Below are 15124 nucleotides of genomic sequence, written 5' to 3'. Positions count from 1 at the left end.
AACAGTTTAATAACAATAAAGACGAGGATGTAGGGATGAAAAAGCAACACAACAACACTCGGCTGATCTGCCAAATGTCAGCTGCAGCAGCCCTGGTTTTGTCCGCCAATGCGATGGCGGCCGATGCATTCAGTGCCGACTCCAAGTGGATGACCGGCGATTGGGGTGGTGAGCGTACCAAGCTGATCGAGCAAGGTATCGACATCAAGGCTGACTACGTAGGGGAAATGGGCGCCAACCTGCGCGGCGGCTACAACGACGACAGGACCGGCCGTTACTCTGACCAGTTCGGTCTGGGCGTAGCACTGGACCTGCAAAAGCTGTGGGGCTGGGATAACACCCAGGCCAAGATCCAGTTTACCAACCGTAATGGCCAGAACATCTCCAACGACCGCATTGGCGACCCGCGTGCCGGCACGCTGAGTTCCTCCATGGAAGTCTACGGCCGTGGCCACATGGTGCGTCTGACCCAGTTCTGGATCCAGCACCAGATGTTCGACAACAAGTTGGACGTGAAACTCGGTTACTTCGGTGAAGGCGAAGACTTCAACACCTTCCCATGCGACTTCCAGAACCTGTCGTTCTGCGGCTCGCAGGTCGGTAACTATGTGAACACCTGGTACAACTGGCCCGTCAGCCAAGCCGCGATCCGCGTGAAATACAACATCACGCCTGAGCTGTATGCGCAAATCGGTGCGTACAACCAGAACCCATCGCAGCTCGAGCACGGCAATGGCTTCAAGCTCAGCGGCAGCGGCACCAAAGGTACCGTGATTCCGGTGGAATTGGTCTGGTCGCCGAAGGTTAATAACCTGCCGGGCGAATACCGTGTGGGTTACTACAAAAGTGCCGCCGATGCCGCTGACGTACGTGAAGACGTGAACGGCAACGATGCCGCCACCACGCGTGCTGCATACCGTACCCGCAGCAGCAAGAAAGGCTACTGGTTCGTTGCCCAACAACAACTCACCACGCACAACGGCGACGCTTCGCGTGGCCTGAACATCGCGGCTAACGCGACCTTCCACGACAAAGAAACCAACCTGGTCGATAACTACCAGTCGTTGATGCTGGTGTACAAAGGCCCATTCGATGCGCGTCCAAAAGACGACGTGGGTATTGGTGCCGCACGTCTGCACGTCAACGACGACGTGAAGAAAAACGCCGAACTGCTCAACGTCGCCAATGGCGTGAACGACTACGACAACGCGCTGTTCTCGCCGATCCGCGAAACCGAGTACAACTTCGAAATCAACTACGGCTTCCACGTCACCAACTGGCTGACCGTGCGTCCCAACCTGCAATACGTCGTCCAACCGGGCGGCGTGGATAAAGTCGACAACGCGCTGGTGGCGGGCCTGAAAATTCAGTCTACGTTCTAACGCTGTTGCGATAAGCTCCTTCTCTCTGTGCGCATTTTGCGGGTAGCCATGGCTATCCGCTTTTTTTTGGGTTGCATTGTGAAGATATTCAGGACCGTGGCACATGCATGAGCAACCGCTGCAACGCTTTTTCAAATCCCTGCGCGAGCGTCCTGTGTTCGCCTGGGAGCGCTTCCAGATGCGCGACGTGCTGGTGATCGACCACCCGCTGTGCCAGGCGGTGTTCAGTCGCCAGGGCGCGCAACTGTTGCATTTCCAGCCCCGTGGCCAAAAACCCTGGCTGTGGTGTGCAGCCAAGTGGCCGCAAGTTGGCGCCATCCGTGGTGGCGTACCGGTGTGCTGGCCGTGGTATGGCCGCCATCCGAGTGAGAATGCCTGGCCGTCCCATGGCTGGGCGCGCTTGATCGACTGGAAACTGCTCGACAGCAGCACCGACGATGACGGCGTGCGCCTGCACTGGCAATTGCAGCTGTGCGACTGGCAGGTCGACCTGCACGCGCACTTGGGCGACACCCTGGAATTGCGCCTGAGCACCGAGCATCAGGACGAGCTGCCGTGCCAATTGAGCCATGCGTTGCACGCTTACTGGCGTATTGGTCACGTTGACGAGGTAGCGCTGTCTGGGCTCGACGGTGCACAAGGTTACGACCAGCTCAATCGCCAGGTTTGCCAGCAGGAAGGCGAGCTGCGGGTGGAGGGCGGGTGCCAGCGGGTGTTCCATCACGAAGGCGAATTGCAACTCAAGGACCACGCCTGGCAGCGCGAACTGTGCATCGACACCGGCGACAGCGCCGACACGGTGGTGTGGCACCCAGGCAGTCGGCCGTTGTTAGGCGTGAGCTTTAACGAGGCGTCGGGGTTTGTGTGCGTGGAGTCGGCGATGGCGGGGGCGAGTTTGGCGCCGGGGGAGCGGGCGCATCTCAGTTTGCAGGCGCGGGCTGGGGTTTAGCGATGTGGTTGATGGCCTCATCGGGGGCAAGCCCCCTCCCACAGTTTAATTTGTGAATACCTTCAAATGTGGGAGGGGGCTTGCCCCCGATGAGGCCAGTGAAACCAACACACAGCCTTGCTCAGTTGAACTCGTCGCCCACCGGATACCGGCTGTCATTCAAGCTCTCTTTGATCTTGCGCAAATGCGGCTGGAAATCCACGCCACGGCGCAAGGTCATGCCGGTTGCCAGCACATCCAGCACCGTCAATTGGATGATCCGCGAGGTCATCGGCATATAGATGTCGGTGTCTTCCGGCAGCGGAATGTTCAGGCTCACGGTACTGGCCTTGGCCAGCGGTGAGTTCTCGGCCGTCACGCCCAGCACTGACGCGCCGTTTTCCCGCGCGATACGCGCCACTTCCACCAGCTCACGGGTACGCCCGGTGTAGGAAATGATCACGAACAACTCGCCCGTGTGCGCCACCGACGCGATCATGCGCTGCATCAGCACGTCCGCGTGCGCGGTCACGGCCAGGTTGAAGCGGAAAAACTTGTGCAACGCATCCATGGCCACCGGGGCCGAAGCGCCCAGGCCGAAGAAGTGGATTTGCCGTGCCTGGATCAACAGGTCCACGGCCTTGCTGATCAGCGCCGGGTCCAGGGCCTGGCAGGCGCTGTCCAGGGACGCAATGGCGCTGCCAAAGATCTTCTGGGTGTAGGCCTCAGGGTTATCATCGGCCTCCACAGCGCGGCTGACATACGCCGCGCCACTGGCCAGGCTTTGCGCCAGCTGCAATTTCAGTTCAGGGTAACCGCTCACGCCGAACGAACGGCAGAAACGGTTGACCGTCGGTTCACTGACCGAGGCAGCCTGGGCGAGGGCGGCAATGGAGAAGCGGGTCGCCTGCTGCGGGTTGAGCAGGATGACCTCGGCGACTTTTTTCTCGGCCTTGTTCAATTCTTCGAGGCGGTTCCGGATCTGTTCCAGAAGATTTCGCACGCGGTCCATTCAGTCTTTCCTTCGGGCGACGATGCAAATTAGGGTGGTAACCAATCGATAAGTGGTCTTTTGCGGTGGCCTATCCTACTGAGGGTAGCTGAACACCACCACTCGGAATGCGTATTTCGGGAAAATGTTGTGGTTATTACTACATTTTTCCTTGAGTGATGCCTTGAAAAAAGGTATTTGTAGCTTAACTTGATAAAAGAACAAACATCATGCCTTCGATAACCGTAGAACCCTGCACCTTTGCCCTGTTTGGCGCCTTGGGTGATCTGGCGCTGCGCAAGTTATTTCCTGCCCTCTACCAACTTGATGGCGCGGGGCTCCTGCACGACGACACGCGCATCCTGGCCCTGGCCCGTGAAGCCGGTTCCGAGCAGCAGCACCTGGCGCACATCGAACAAGCACTGCGCAAATACGTCGGCAAGGAACTGGACGAAACTATCGCCCAGCGTTTCCTGGCGCGCCTGACCTATGTTCACGTCGACTTCATGAAAGCCGATGACTACGTGGCCCTGGCGGAAATCGCCGGCACTGCGCAACGCCTGATCGCCTACTTCGCCACCCCGGCGGCGGTGTACGGCGCGATCTGCGAGAACCTGTCGAAGGTCGGCCTGGCGGAAAACACCCGCGTGGTGCTGGAAAAGCCCATCGGTTCGGACCTGGAGTCCTCGCGCAAGGTCAACGACGCCGTGGCGCAGTTTTTCCCGGAGAACCGCACCTACCGCATCGACCACTACCTGGGCAAAGAGACCGTCCAGAACCTGATCGCCCTGCGTTTCGCCAACAGCCTGTTCGAAACCCAGTGGAACCAGAACTACATCTCCCACGTGGAAATCACCGTGGCCGAGCAGGTCGGTATCGAAGGCCGTTGGGGCTATTTCGACAAGGCCGGCCAGCTGCGTGACATGATCCAGAACCACCTGCTGCAACTGCTTTGCCTGATCGCCATGGACCCGCCGGCCGACCTGTCCGCCGACAGCATCCGCGACGAGAAGGTCAAGGTGCTCAAGGCCCTGGCGCCGATCAGCCCGGATGGCCTGACCACCCAAGTGGTACGCGGCCAGTACATCGCCGGCTACAGCGCCGGCAAGCCGGTGCCGGGTTACCTGGAAGAAGAGAACTCCAACACCCAGAGCGACACCGAGACCTTCGTCGCCCTGCGTGCCGATATCCGCAACTGGCGATGGGCCGGGGTGCCGTTCTACCTGCGCACCGGCAAGCGTATGCCGCAAAAGCTGTCGCAGATCGTCATCCACTTCAAGGAACCGTCCCACTACATCTTCGCCCCCGAGCAGCGCCTGCAGATCAGCAACAAACTGATCATCCGCCTGCAGCCGGACGAAGGTATTTCCTTGCGCGTGATGACCAAGGAGCAGGGCCTGGACAAGGGCATGCAACTGCGCAGCGGCCCGCTGCAACTGAATTTTTCCGACACCTACCGCAGCGCCCGTATCCCGGATGCCTACGAGCGGTTGTTGCTGGAAGTGATGCGCGGCAATCAGAACCTGTTTGTTCGCAAAGATGAAATCGAAGCCGCGTGGAAGTGGTGTGACCAGTTGATTGCCGGGTGGAAAAAGTCCGGTGATGCGCCCAAGCCGTACGCGGCGGGTTCCTGGGGGCCGATGAGCTCGATTGCACTGATCACGCGGGATGGGAGGTCGTGGTATGGCGATATCTGAATTGAAACTGCCTCAGGGTGTGACGGCCCATGAGTTCCGTACGCCTGCCTTGTTGGCGGACGGCCTGGCCAATGACGTGGCCGAACAACTGCGTGAGGCCATCAGTGCCCGTGGCGAAGCGACGCTGGTCGTCTCCGGCGGCCGTAGCCCCGTCGCGTTTTTCCAGAACCTGGCCAAGCAAGGCCTGGACTGGTCCAAGGTCACCGTTACCCTGGCCGATGAGCGCTGGGTACCGGTGGAGCACGCGGACAGCAACGCCGGTTTGCTCAAAGCAAACCTGTTGCAAGGCCCGGCGGCTAAAGCCAAGTTCCTCAGCCTCTACAGCGCTGCGGCCAACCTTGAAGAGGCCGCCGAACAGGCCGATCGCCTGCTGGCCGAGCTGCCCGCCATTGATGTGCTGGTATTGGGCATGGGCGATGACGGCCACACCGCTTCGCTGTTTCCCAACAGTCCGAACCTCGCTGAAGCACTGCAGGCCGACGGTACCCGCCGTTGCTGGCCGATGCTGGCGCCGACCGTGCCGCACCAGCGCCTGACCATGAGTCGCGCGTTGCTGGCCACGGCGAACTACACCGTGCTGTCGATTTCCGGCAGTTCGAAGTTGACCACCTTGAGCGCCGCGCTGGCCAGCAACGACGTTGCTGCCATGCCGATTCGCGCGTTTTTGCAACCCACATTAGAGATTTACTGGTGCCCATGAGCCAAGGATCAGCCGCTATGAAAAGCCCTCAACCGACCGTGTCCATGGCGGATAAAGTTGCCCTGATCGACAGCCTCTGCGCCAAGGCGCGGATCCTGCCGGTGATCACCATCGCCCGCGAACAGGACATCCTGCCGCTGGCCGATGCCCTGGCAGCCGGTGGTTTGACCGCATTGGAAGTGACCCTGCGTTCCGAGTTCGGCCTCAAGGCCATTCAGGTGCTGCGTGAGCAACGTCCTGAACTGTGCACCGGTGCCGGCACCGTACTCGACCGTCACATGCTCGAAGCGGCCGAAGTGGCCGGTTCGCAATTCATCGTCACCCCTGGCATTACCCGCGACTTGCTGGAAGCCTCGGTGCACAGCCCGATCCCGCTGCTGCCGGGCATCAGCAATGCCTCGGGCATCATGGAAGGCTATGGCCTGGGCTACCGCCGCTTCAAGCTGTTCCCGGCCGAAGTCAGCGGCGGCGTCGCGGCCATCAAGGCCCTGGGCGGCCCGTTCGGCGAAGTGAAGTTCTGCCCGACCGGCGGCGTGGGCCCGGCCAACATCAAAAACTACATGGCGTTGAAAAACGTGATGTGCGTGGGCGGTAGCTGGATGCTGGACCCGGAATGGGTCAAGAACGGCGACTGGGCCCGCATCCAGGAAGTCACCGCACAGGCGCTGGCGCTGCTGGATTGAGCTGATTTACCGAATCGTTGTTGCTGTGCTTAACGGCATTTTTGCGGCGCACTTGGTCGGTGTGCCGCTTTTTTTTGCCTGTAGAAAACTTGAATTCAACGCCGCTCCCACATTTTTAGTCTGCGTTCAGTTGGGTAATCGCGTTCACCAACACGCTGATGTCCGCAGCTGAAGTCACTAGCCCCGGCGTTACCCGGATACACGTGCCAAATGCTGCACCGACACGCGTGGTAGTAAACAAGTCAAAGTCCCTGAGCAACCGATCTACCATCACCTGCTGGTCCCTTCCGACAAACTTGAACGCCGTAATCCCGCAATACAACCTGGGATCATTCGGCGTCAGCACTTCAATCCCCGGCAAAGCCCGCACTTGGTTCACCCACAAATCCCGCAGGTAATTAACCCGCGCACCCTTGGCCGCCGAGCCACCCAACTTCCGGTGCTCTTCAAACACCAATGGCAGTGTCATCAGCGCCGGAAAGTTCGGCGTGCTGTAGGACGTGCGTGCGCGTACGTCGGTAGCCGGGTAGTGAAACTCGCCCATGTCCGGGTCGATATCGGCCAGGCGCTCCGGGGCGATGTACAGAAAGCCCAGGGTCAGCGGCGCGCCGATCCATTTGTGCAGGTTGAAACCGGCAAACTGAATGCCTAACTCGGCGAGGTTGAACTCGATCTGGCCCAGGGCATGGGCGTCATCGAGGATCACGTCGATATCATGCTCGCGCGCCGCCTGGGCAATCGCGGCAACGGGCATGACCAGCCCGGTGCGGTGGGTAACGTGGGTCAGCGCCATCAACTTGAGGCGCGGGTACTGAGTGAACACGTCACGATAGGTTTGCACGAGGCTGTCGAAACTGGCCGGGTGAGTGTGGGACAGTTCGATCACCTCCACGCCACGGTAACCCGCCAACCAGCGCATGGCCCCTTTGACCGTGTCGTACTCCAGGTCGCTGATCAGCACCTGGTCACCCGGTTGCAGGCAGTTGTAGTTGCGGATCAGTGATTGCAAGGCTTCGGTGGCGTTACGGGTAAACGCCAGCGATTCGGGATCAGCCTCCATCAGCTCGCCGAGTTGTCGACGAATCTCCACATTCTCACCCTGCTCGAACGTCTGACGCACATACAGCGAGTTACTGCGGTTGATAAACGCAACCTGCTCCAGATAGTGCGTTTGCACCGCGTGGCTCATGCGGCCGAAATAGCCGTTTTCCAGATTGATCGGGCCGGGCTCCAGCGCATAGCGCTGCGCGACGGCCTGCCAGTGACGTTCGTTGTCTGCATTCCGTGGCATAGGTGGCTCTTAATGACGAGGGGCGGGCTTGCCGTGTTTGGCGCGCAGGGGTTCAAGCAGTTCAGACAAACCGTTGCTGTCGATTTCCTGCATCAATGCCAACAAACCGCCGAGTTCACCGTGGGGGAAACCCTCGCGGGCGAACCAGTTCAGGTAAGGACCGGGCAGGTCGGCGATGATCCGTCCCTTGTATTTGCCGAAGGGCATTTCGCGGGTGATCAGCAGTTCGAGTTTTTCCGGGTTCATGAGCTTCAGGCGGTAGAGGCGAGGTCTTCGAAAATACAGGCATTCTGCATGAAGGCCAAATGACAGATCATGCAAATAACGTACATACAGATGGTTCAATAATTCGTAAGCTATTGATAATTAATAGAAAAGTTGTTTGTCAAAACCTGGCACGGGCGCTGCAATTACTAAGACACGTTTCTAAACCCGCACAAGGAATTGAAAAATGACTGACATCAACAAAGAATCGATCTCCGTACTCAACGACCTGATCGAGACCAGCAAAGACGGCCAGAAAGGCTTCGCGACTTGTGCTGAAGACATCAAGCATCCAGAGCTCAAAGCCCTGTTTGTGAAACGTTCTGCTGACTGTGCTACTGCGGCTGCCGAGCTGCAGACCGCTGTTCGTGCTCTGGGTGGCGATCCGGAAGAGTCCGGCAGCGTGGCCGGCGCCCTGCACCGTGGCTGGGTCGACGTGAAGTCGATGGTCACCGGTAAAGATGAAGAGGCCGTGCTGAACGAAGCCGAGCGTGGTGAAGACCACGCCCTGAAGGCTTACAAGGAAGCGATCGAGAAGATCAACAAGCACAACCTGCTGGGCATTCGTGACCTGGTTGAGCGTCAGTTCCACGGCGCACAACGCAACCACGACCAAGTAAAAGCCCTGCGTAACCAGGCTCGCGCCCAGTCGTAAGCCCTGTGCTGTAAATGCTGTAAGAAATGTGGGAGGGGGCTTGCCCCCGATTGCGGAGTGTCAATCACTGCATCTTGTGACTGATCTACCGCTATCGGGGGCAAGCCCCCTCCCACATTCGTATTGCATAAGTTTTAGCCAATGCTGATCGGCGGCAACTCGGTCAGGGTCACGACTTGCTGCTTACGCGGCGCCAGAATTTCCGCCTCGCCGTCCACCACCAACTCATCGCGCTGGTTGAATACACGGGTGGCAATGCGCACGCGGAACTTCGGCAGTTTTTCGAGGATCTCCAGGCGCACCGTCAGCGTGTCGCCGATCTTCACCGGCTTCTGGAAGGTCATCTGCTGGCCGATATAGATCGTGCCCGGCCCAGGTAACTCACAGGCCACCGCCGCACTGATCAGGGCGCCGCTGAACATGCCGTGGGCGATACGCTCCTTGAACATGGTCGCCTTGGCGTATTCGGCATCCAAATGCACCGGGTTGTGGTCACCGGACATCGCGGCGAACAGCTGGATATCGCGCTCTTCCACCAATTTGCTGTAGCTGGCGGTCTGGCCGACTTCGAGGGCTTCGTACGGGGTGTTGGTTACCTGGGTCATCTAAAGGTGCATCCTGTGGCTAATCGGTAATTTAACTGTTTGATTTTAAGTGAAAATTCATTCGCAGCGGGCGGGCCTGTGCAAGGTCAGGGCCTGGTCGAGCCACGTCAGCACATCCGCGGTGACGTCATCGCGGTTGGTCTCATTGAACACTTCGTGACGCGCCTGCGGGTAAATAGTCAATTGCAGGTGCTGGCAGCCGGCTTCACGCAGGGCGTGGGCCAGGTGTTTGAGACGCTTGCCCTCACTCACCGGATCACATTCGCCGCCCATCACCAGGATCGGCAGGCCGGGATCGATCTGCGCGAGATTGGACGCTTTGCTGATTTGCTGCAAGCCGCCGAGCAGGTCTATCCACAGCTGGTTGGTGCAGCGGAACCCACACAGCGGGTCGTTGATGTACCTGTCGACTTCCGCCGGGTCGCGGCTGAGCCAGTCGAAAGCGGTGCGATTGGGTTTGAACGCCTTGTTGAACGATCCAAACGACAGGAACTCGATCAGCGCACTGCGCCCGCGCAAGCCCTGGCGCAGGCGCTCGGCCCGTGCGATCACCCGCGCGGCGCGGTACAGCGCCACCGGCTGGAAATTCGAACCGCTGAGGATCGCCCCGGTCAGGCTGGCGCTGTGGTGCACCAAGTAGGCCTGGGCGATGTAACTGCCCATGCTGTGGCCGAGCAGAATGATCGGTAACCCCGGCTGCTGCTGGCCGATATGCTGGTTGAGGCTGGCCAGGTCGCCCACCACCTTGTTCCAGCCGTCCTTCTCTGCGTACAGACCCAACGTGCCTTCATCGGCGGTACGGCCGTGGCCACGCTGGTCCAGCGCGTAAAGGCCGTAGCCGGCACCGCACAAGGCTTCGGCCAGGCGTGCGTAGCGCCCGCTGTGCTCGGCCATCCCATGGGAGAGCATCACCAGGGCCTTGGGCGGACCGTCGGGCATCCATTGATTGACGTACAGGCGGCAGCGGTCATTCGCGGTCAGCCAGAAGGTGCTGTGGTTCATAGCGGTTCCTTTTCTCAAGGTCTGCTCAAGGTCTGGTCTGCTCAGGTTCGTTCCAGTGTATAGCTCATCCCGAGGGAAGCGTCTGATCAGTGCAGGGCCTTGTAGGAAGATTCACACAGTTAATGACGCTCTTTCCTGTATTTGCCTGTTTGGCCATAGCTGCTAACGTCCCCTGAGCTCCGCTTTTTATAGATGTAGAGGTTTTACACCAGCAGCGGCCGGACACACTCAGGTAAGAGGACAAGAATAATGCAACCTGATTTCTGGAATGACAAACGCGCGGCGGGCGTACCCAATGACATCGACCTCGCGGCCTACAAGTCGGTGATCGAAGTCTTCGAGCGTTCCTGCAAGGCCTTTGCCGACCGTCCGGCATTCAGCAACATGGGCATCACCCTGACCTACGCCGAGCTTGAACGCCAGAGCGCAGCGTTCGCCGGCTACCTGCAGCAGCACACCGACCTCAAGCCGGGCGAGCGCATTGCGGTGCAGATGCCCAACGTGCTGCATTACCCGGTTGCCGTGTTCGGTGCCTTGCGCGCCGGGCTGATCGTGGTCAACACCAACCCGCTGTACACCCCGCGCGAGATGCGTCACCAGTTCAAGGATGCCGGTGTGCGTGCGTTGGTCTACCTCAACCTCTTCGGTTCGCGGGTGCAAGAGGTGTGCAGCGACACCGAGATCGACTACCTGATCGAAGCCAAGATGGGCGACTTCATGCCCGCCGCAAAGGGTTGGCTGGTGAACACCCTGGTCGACAAGGTCAAGAAGATGGTCCCGGCCTACAGCCTGCCGCGCGCGGTGTCGTTCAAGCGCGCCCTGCGCATGGGCGCAGGCCTGGGGGTGACCCGCCACCCGGTGACCCTGGATGACATCGCCGTGCTGCAATACACCGGCGGCACCACTGGCTTGGCCAAGGGCGCGATGCTCACCCACGGCAACCTGGTGGCAAACATGCAACAGGTGCGCGCCTGCATGTCCCAGACCGGCGAGGACGGCCATCCACTGATCAAGGAAGGGCAGGAGGTGATGATCGCGCCGCTGCCGCTTTACCACATCTATGCTTTCACCGCGAATTGCATGTGCATGATGGTGTCCGGCAATCACAACGTGCTGATCACCAACCCGCGCGACATCGGCGGCTTTATCAAGGAGCTTAAAAAGTGGCGCTTTACCGGGCTGTTGGGGCTCAACACGCTGTTTGTGGCCTTGATGGACCACCCGGATTTCAAAAGCCTGGATTTTTCCCACCTCAAGCTCACCAACTCCGGCGGCACCGCGCTGATCAAGGCCACGGCCGAGCGCTGGGAGCAGATCACCGGCTGTGCGATAGGCGAGGGCTACGGTCTCACCGAAACGTCCCCTGTGGCCAGCACCAACCCCTACGGCAACAAATCACGCCTGGGCACCGTGGGCATTCCTGTGCCAGCCACGGCAATGAAGGTGATTGATGACCAGGGCCTCGAACTGCCGTTGGGTGAACGCGGCGAGCTGTGCATCAAGGGCCCGCAGGTGATGAAGGGCTACTGGCAGCAACCGGCTGCCACCGCCGAAGCGCTGGACGCCGAAGGTTGGCTGAAGACCGGCGACATTGCAGTGATCGATGACGATGGCTTTGTGCGCATTGTCGACCGCAAGAAGGACCTGATCATCGTCTCGGGCTTCAACGTGTACCCCAACGAGATCGAAGACGTGGTGATGGCCCACCCGGCGGTGGCCAACTGTGCCGTGATCGGCGTACCGGATGATCGCACCGGGGAGGCGGTGAAGCTGTTTGTGGTGGCGCGTGCGCAAGGGGTGAGCCTTGAGGAATTGAAGGCGTACTGCAAGACCAACTTCACGGGGTACAAGGTGCCCAAGCATATTGTGTTGCGTGAGTCGTTGCCGATGACGCCGGTTGGCAAGATTTTGCGGCGTGAGCTGCGCGACATCGCCTGATTTGAAATGCAGTAAAAATGTGGGAGGGGGCTTGCTCCCGATGGCGGTAGGTCAGTCACAACATATGTCGACTGAACTGGCGCCATCGGGGGCAAGCCCCCTTCCTACATGGGTACTGTGTTGTCCTGAAAGCCTCGTTCCAGAGCCGTTCATGAGCGTATTTCGGCTTCGTTTAAAGCGTGACCAATTATTGTAGGACAGTCGTGTTTATGACCGTGGGCCCCTTCTTTGGCTCTAGGCGGCCCTTGGCAAAGCTGCTACTCTCGGCGCGCTTTGTGACGTCTCGGCCTGCTTGAAAGCGCCAGATTCACCTAAAAAAACATACACCAATAATAATCGCATCAAATGCGATGATGAATTCGCGTCGCTGACGTCGCTGAGGAGTGGGCTTCCATGAACGAAGACTTTTGGAAGGATAAGTACCCCGCCGGGATTGCTGCACAAATCAATCCAGACGAGTATCCAAATATTCAGGCGGTACTGAAGCAGTCCTGCCAGCGCTTCGCCAACAAACCGGCTTTCAGCAACCTGGGCAAGACAATCACCTACGGTGAATTGTATGAATTGTCCGGCGCCTTCGCCGCGTACCTGCAGCAACATACCGACTTGAAGCCCGGCGACCGCATCGCCGTGCAGTTGCCCAACGTCCTCCAATACCCGGTTGCCGTATTCGGTGCCATCCGCGCCGGCCTGATCGTGGTCAACACCAACCCGCTGTACACCGCGCGGGAAATGGAACACCAATTCAACGACTCCGGGGCCAAGGCCTTGGTCTGCCTGGCCAACATGGCTCACCTGGCGGAAAAGGTCGTGCCCAAGACCGCCATCAAGCACGTGATCGTCACTGAAGTCGCTGACCTGTTGCCGCCGCTCAAGCGCCTGCTGATCAACAGCGTCATCAAGTACGTGAAGAAAATGGTCCCGGCGTTTCACTTGCCCAAGGCGATCAAGTTCAACGACGTGTTGGCCAAGGGGCATGGCCAACCGGTCAGCGACGCCAACCCGGCCAGCGGCGATGTAGCCGTGCTGCAATACACTGGCGGCACCACCGGCGTGGCGAAGGGCGCGATGCTCACTCACCGCAACCTGGTCGCGAACATGCTGCAATGCAAGGCGCTGATGGGTTCCAACCTCAACGAAGGTTGCGAGATCCTGATCACGCCGCTGCCGCTGTACCACATCTATGCGTTCACCTTTCATTGCATGGCGATGATGCTGATCGGCAACCACAACATCCTGATCAGCAACCCGCGCGACCTGCCGGCGATGGTCAAGGAGCTGTCGAAGTGGAAGTTCAGCGGCTTTGTCGGCTTGAACACCCTGTTCGTCGCGCTGTGCAACAACGAAGCCTTCCGCAAGCTGGACTTCTCCGCGCTGAAAGTCACCCTGTCGGGCGGCATGGCATTGCAACTGGCAGCCGCTGAACGCTGGAAGGCCGTGACCGGCTGTGGCATCTGCGAAGGCTACGGCATGACCGAAACCAGCCCCGTGGCTACCGTGAACCCGATCCAGCACATCCAGATCGGCACCATCGGCATTCCCGTGCCGTCCACCGTGTGTAAAGTCATCGCCGACGACGGCACCGAACTCGCACTGGGTGAAACCGGCGAGCTCTGCGTCAAGGGTCCGCAAGTGATGAAGGGCTACTGGCAGCGCCAGGAAGCCACCGACGAGATGCTCGACAGCGAAGGCTGGCTGAAGACCGGTGACATCGCGATCATCCAGCCCGACGGCTATATGCGCATTGTCGACCGCAAGAAAGACATGATCCTGGTCTCGGGCTTCAACGTGTACCCCAACGAACTGGAAGACGTGTTGGCGGGCTTGCCGGGGGTGCTGCAGTGCGCGGCCATCGGCGTGCCGGACGAGAAGTCCGGGGAGCACATCAAGCTGTTTATCGTGGTCAAGCCAGGCGCAACCCTGACCAAGGAGCAGGTGATGGAGCACATGCGCGCCAACGTCACCGCCTACAAAGTGCCCAGGGCCGTGGAGTTCCGCGATGCGTTGCCGACCACCAACGTAGGCAAGATCCTGCGGCGTGAGTTGCGCGATGAAGAGTTGAAGAAGCTCGGTCTGAAAAAGTAACGCTATACCCATGTGGGAGGGGGCTTGCCCCCGATAGCGGTGTATCAGTCAGCAATCTGCAGCTGACACACCGGCATCGGGGGCAAGCCCCCTCCCACATTTTTTATGCGTTTTCTACAGGGCGAACTGCGCGAAGCTCACACCGGCGCCTGCAGGGCGCACATCCTTCAAGAACGAATCCTTATCCGCGCTCAGCTCCAGGGTGATCTCCGGCTTGCGCTTGCCCGCGTTGCGCACCACCAGGCCTTCAAGATTCTCGCGCAGGAACACCGTCGGCACCTTCAGATGCAGCAACTGGTCGGTCTCGGCGTTATGCATCAACAGATGAATCCACTCGTACTGGCCCACGCCAATCCGCACCACCGGCAAGTCGAACCACCAGATGTTGCGTTTGCTGTCCAGGTCGGTGAAGTGGCAGTTGTTGACGCCGAGTACGGCACCGCCCAGTTCAGTGTTTCTGCGGGCGATGGCCTGTGCTTTATTGAGTTTCATAACCTTCCTACGGGATCTGTTATTCAGCGTTGTAGCCTGAATGTGCCGGGCATTCTCGTGGGTTGGCCGCAAAACATAAAGCCAAACCTGCAACCGGCGATGAAATGCCTGCGCAAAAATAATTGAAACTCTGCCGAACGGCCTCAGGTCAATCTTTACGTAATGACCAAAAACCATCGATTGTTTCAGGAGAAATACCATGAGCAGTACATCCGATAAGGTTAAAGGCGTAGCGAACGAAGCGGTCGGCAACATTAAGCAAGGCGTCGGTAAAGTCACCGGCAACGACAAACTGCGCGCTGAAGGCGTGGTGCAGGAAAAGAAAGGCGAAGTTCAGAAAGCTGTCGGCGATACCAAAGACGCCGTGAAAAAAGCGACCAAGTAAGCCTGAATCGCTGGCTGGTTTCACGC

At 59.2% G+C, this 15124-nt stretch carries 15 protein-coding genes; 9 read left to right on the top strand and 6 right to left on the bottom strand.

Annotated elements, in window-relative coordinates; translation table 11 throughout:
* The first annotated feature begins 35 nt into the window (after nucleotides 1-35).
* Both QCBJ_RS18570 and QCBJ_RS18565 read left to right on the top strand, forming a co-directional pair.
* Nucleotides 36-1382: a carbohydrate porin gene (locus tag QCBJ_RS18570; protein WP_102061307.1), complete on the top strand. Its 1347-nt coding sequence runs from the start codon at nucleotides 36-38 to the stop codon at nucleotides 1380-1382.
* A 103-nt stretch (nucleotides 1383-1485) separates the two neighbouring features.
* Nucleotides 1486-2331, top strand: a complete 846-nt coding sequence (locus QCBJ_RS18565; protein WP_046035480.1) for a D-hexose-6-phosphate mutarotase — start codon at nucleotides 1486-1488, stop codon at nucleotides 2329-2331.
* A 121-nt stretch (nucleotides 2332-2452) separates the two neighbouring features.
* Here the strand turns inward: QCBJ_RS18565 and QCBJ_RS18560 are convergent, their stop codons facing one another.
* A complete protein-coding gene (locus QCBJ_RS18560) occupies nucleotides 2453-3313 on the bottom strand; it encodes a MurR/RpiR family transcriptional regulator (RefSeq protein ID WP_170039859.1) in 861 nt (286 codons plus the stop codon).
* A 218-nt stretch (nucleotides 3314-3531) separates the two neighbouring features.
* Between QCBJ_RS18560 and zwf the strand changes: the two genes are divergently transcribed.
* Genes zwf through QCBJ_RS18545 form a run of 3 tightly spaced genes read left to right on the top strand, consistent with a single transcriptional unit; the run spans nucleotide 3532 to nucleotide 6381 of the window.
* Nucleotides 3532-4998, top strand: coding sequence for a glucose-6-phosphate dehydrogenase (zwf, locus tag QCBJ_RS18555; protein WP_015885549.1), 1467 nt, complete (start codon nucleotides 3532-3534; stop codon nucleotides 4996-4998).
* Entirely contained in the window at nucleotides 4985-5698 is a 714-nt protein-coding gene (gene pgl, locus QCBJ_RS18550) for a 6-phosphogluconolactonase (protein WP_093543163.1), read from the top strand. Before zwf ends, pgl begins: the two co-directional genes overlap by 14 nt.
* Nucleotides 5699-5715: 17 nt before the next feature.
* Nucleotides 5716-6381, top strand: coding sequence for a bifunctional 4-hydroxy-2-oxoglutarate aldolase/2-dehydro-3-deoxy-phosphogluconate aldolase (locus QCBJ_RS18545; RefSeq protein WP_026013852.1), 666 nt, complete (start codon nucleotides 5716-5718; stop codon nucleotides 6379-6381).
* Nucleotides 6382-6496: 115 nt separating this feature from the next.
* Here the strand turns inward: QCBJ_RS18545 and QCBJ_RS18540 are convergent, their stop codons facing one another.
* A complete protein-coding gene (locus QCBJ_RS18540; RefSeq protein ID WP_102061306.1) occupies nucleotides 6497-7672 on the bottom strand; it encodes an aminotransferase class V-fold PLP-dependent enzyme in 1176 nt (391 codons plus the stop codon).
* Nucleotides 7673-7681: 9 nt separating this feature from the next.
* A complete protein-coding gene (locus QCBJ_RS18535) occupies nucleotides 7682-7918 on the bottom strand; it encodes a DUF3820 family protein (RefSeq protein ID WP_010208204.1) in 237 nt (78 codons plus the stop codon).
* 205 nt (nucleotides 7919-8123) lie between these two features.
* Between QCBJ_RS18535 and QCBJ_RS18530 the strand changes: the two genes are divergently transcribed.
* A complete protein-coding gene (locus tag QCBJ_RS18530; RefSeq protein ID WP_015885545.1) occupies nucleotides 8124-8591 on the top strand; it encodes a PA2169 family four-helix-bundle protein in 468 nt (155 codons plus the stop codon).
* A gap of 134 nt (nucleotides 8592-8725) precedes the next feature.
* On the opposite strand, the gene QCBJ_RS18525 is transcribed toward QCBJ_RS18530, so the two are convergent.
* Together QCBJ_RS18525 and QCBJ_RS18520 are read right to left on the bottom strand one after the other, a co-directional pair.
* Complete coding sequence (locus tag QCBJ_RS18525) at nucleotides 8726-9196, bottom strand: MaoC family dehydratase (RefSeq protein WP_015885544.1); 471 nt, start codon at nucleotides 9194-9196, stop codon at nucleotides 8726-8728.
* 57 nt (nucleotides 9197-9253) lie between these two features.
* A complete protein-coding gene (locus QCBJ_RS18520; protein ID WP_015885543.1) occupies nucleotides 9254-10198 on the bottom strand; it encodes an alpha/beta hydrolase in 945 nt (314 codons plus the stop codon).
* Nucleotides 10199-10447: 249 nt separating this feature from the next.
* Between QCBJ_RS18520 and fadD2 the strand changes: the two genes are divergently transcribed.
* A complete protein-coding gene (gene fadD2, locus QCBJ_RS18515) occupies nucleotides 10448-12136 on the top strand; it encodes a long-chain-fatty-acid--CoA ligase FadD2 (RefSeq protein WP_046035477.1) in 1689 nt (562 codons plus the stop codon).
* A gap of 393 nt (nucleotides 12137-12529) precedes the next feature.
* Nucleotides 12530-14221: a long-chain-fatty-acid--CoA ligase FadD1 gene (gene fadD1, locus QCBJ_RS18510; protein WP_046035476.1), complete on the top strand. Its 1692-nt coding sequence runs from the start codon at nucleotides 12530-12532 to the stop codon at nucleotides 14219-14221.
* A 114-nt stretch (nucleotides 14222-14335) separates the two neighbouring features.
* Here the strand turns inward: fadD1 and QCBJ_RS18505 are convergent, their stop codons facing one another.
* The gene (locus QCBJ_RS18505) at nucleotides 14336-14713 is read right to left on the bottom strand and encodes a hypothetical protein (protein ID WP_015885540.1); all 378 of its coding nucleotides are present in this window, start codon (nucleotides 14711-14713) and stop codon (nucleotides 14336-14338) included.
* Between the two features lie 199 nt (nucleotides 14714-14912).
* On the opposite strand from QCBJ_RS18505, the gene QCBJ_RS18500 reads away from it, so the two are divergent.
* Entirely contained in the window at nucleotides 14913-15098 is a 186-nt protein-coding gene (locus tag QCBJ_RS18500; RefSeq protein WP_028617689.1) for a CsbD family protein, read from the top strand.
* The last annotated feature ends 26 nt before the right edge of the window (nucleotides 15099-15124 follow it).

The sequence above is a fragment of the Pseudomonas sp. QC2 genome, assembly GCF_002859085.1.
Classification (GTDB): Bacteria; Pseudomonadota; Gammaproteobacteria; order Pseudomonadales; family Pseudomonadaceae; genus Aquipseudomonas; species Aquipseudomonas petroselini.
This window is presented reverse-complemented; position numbering and strand designations above follow the sequence as displayed.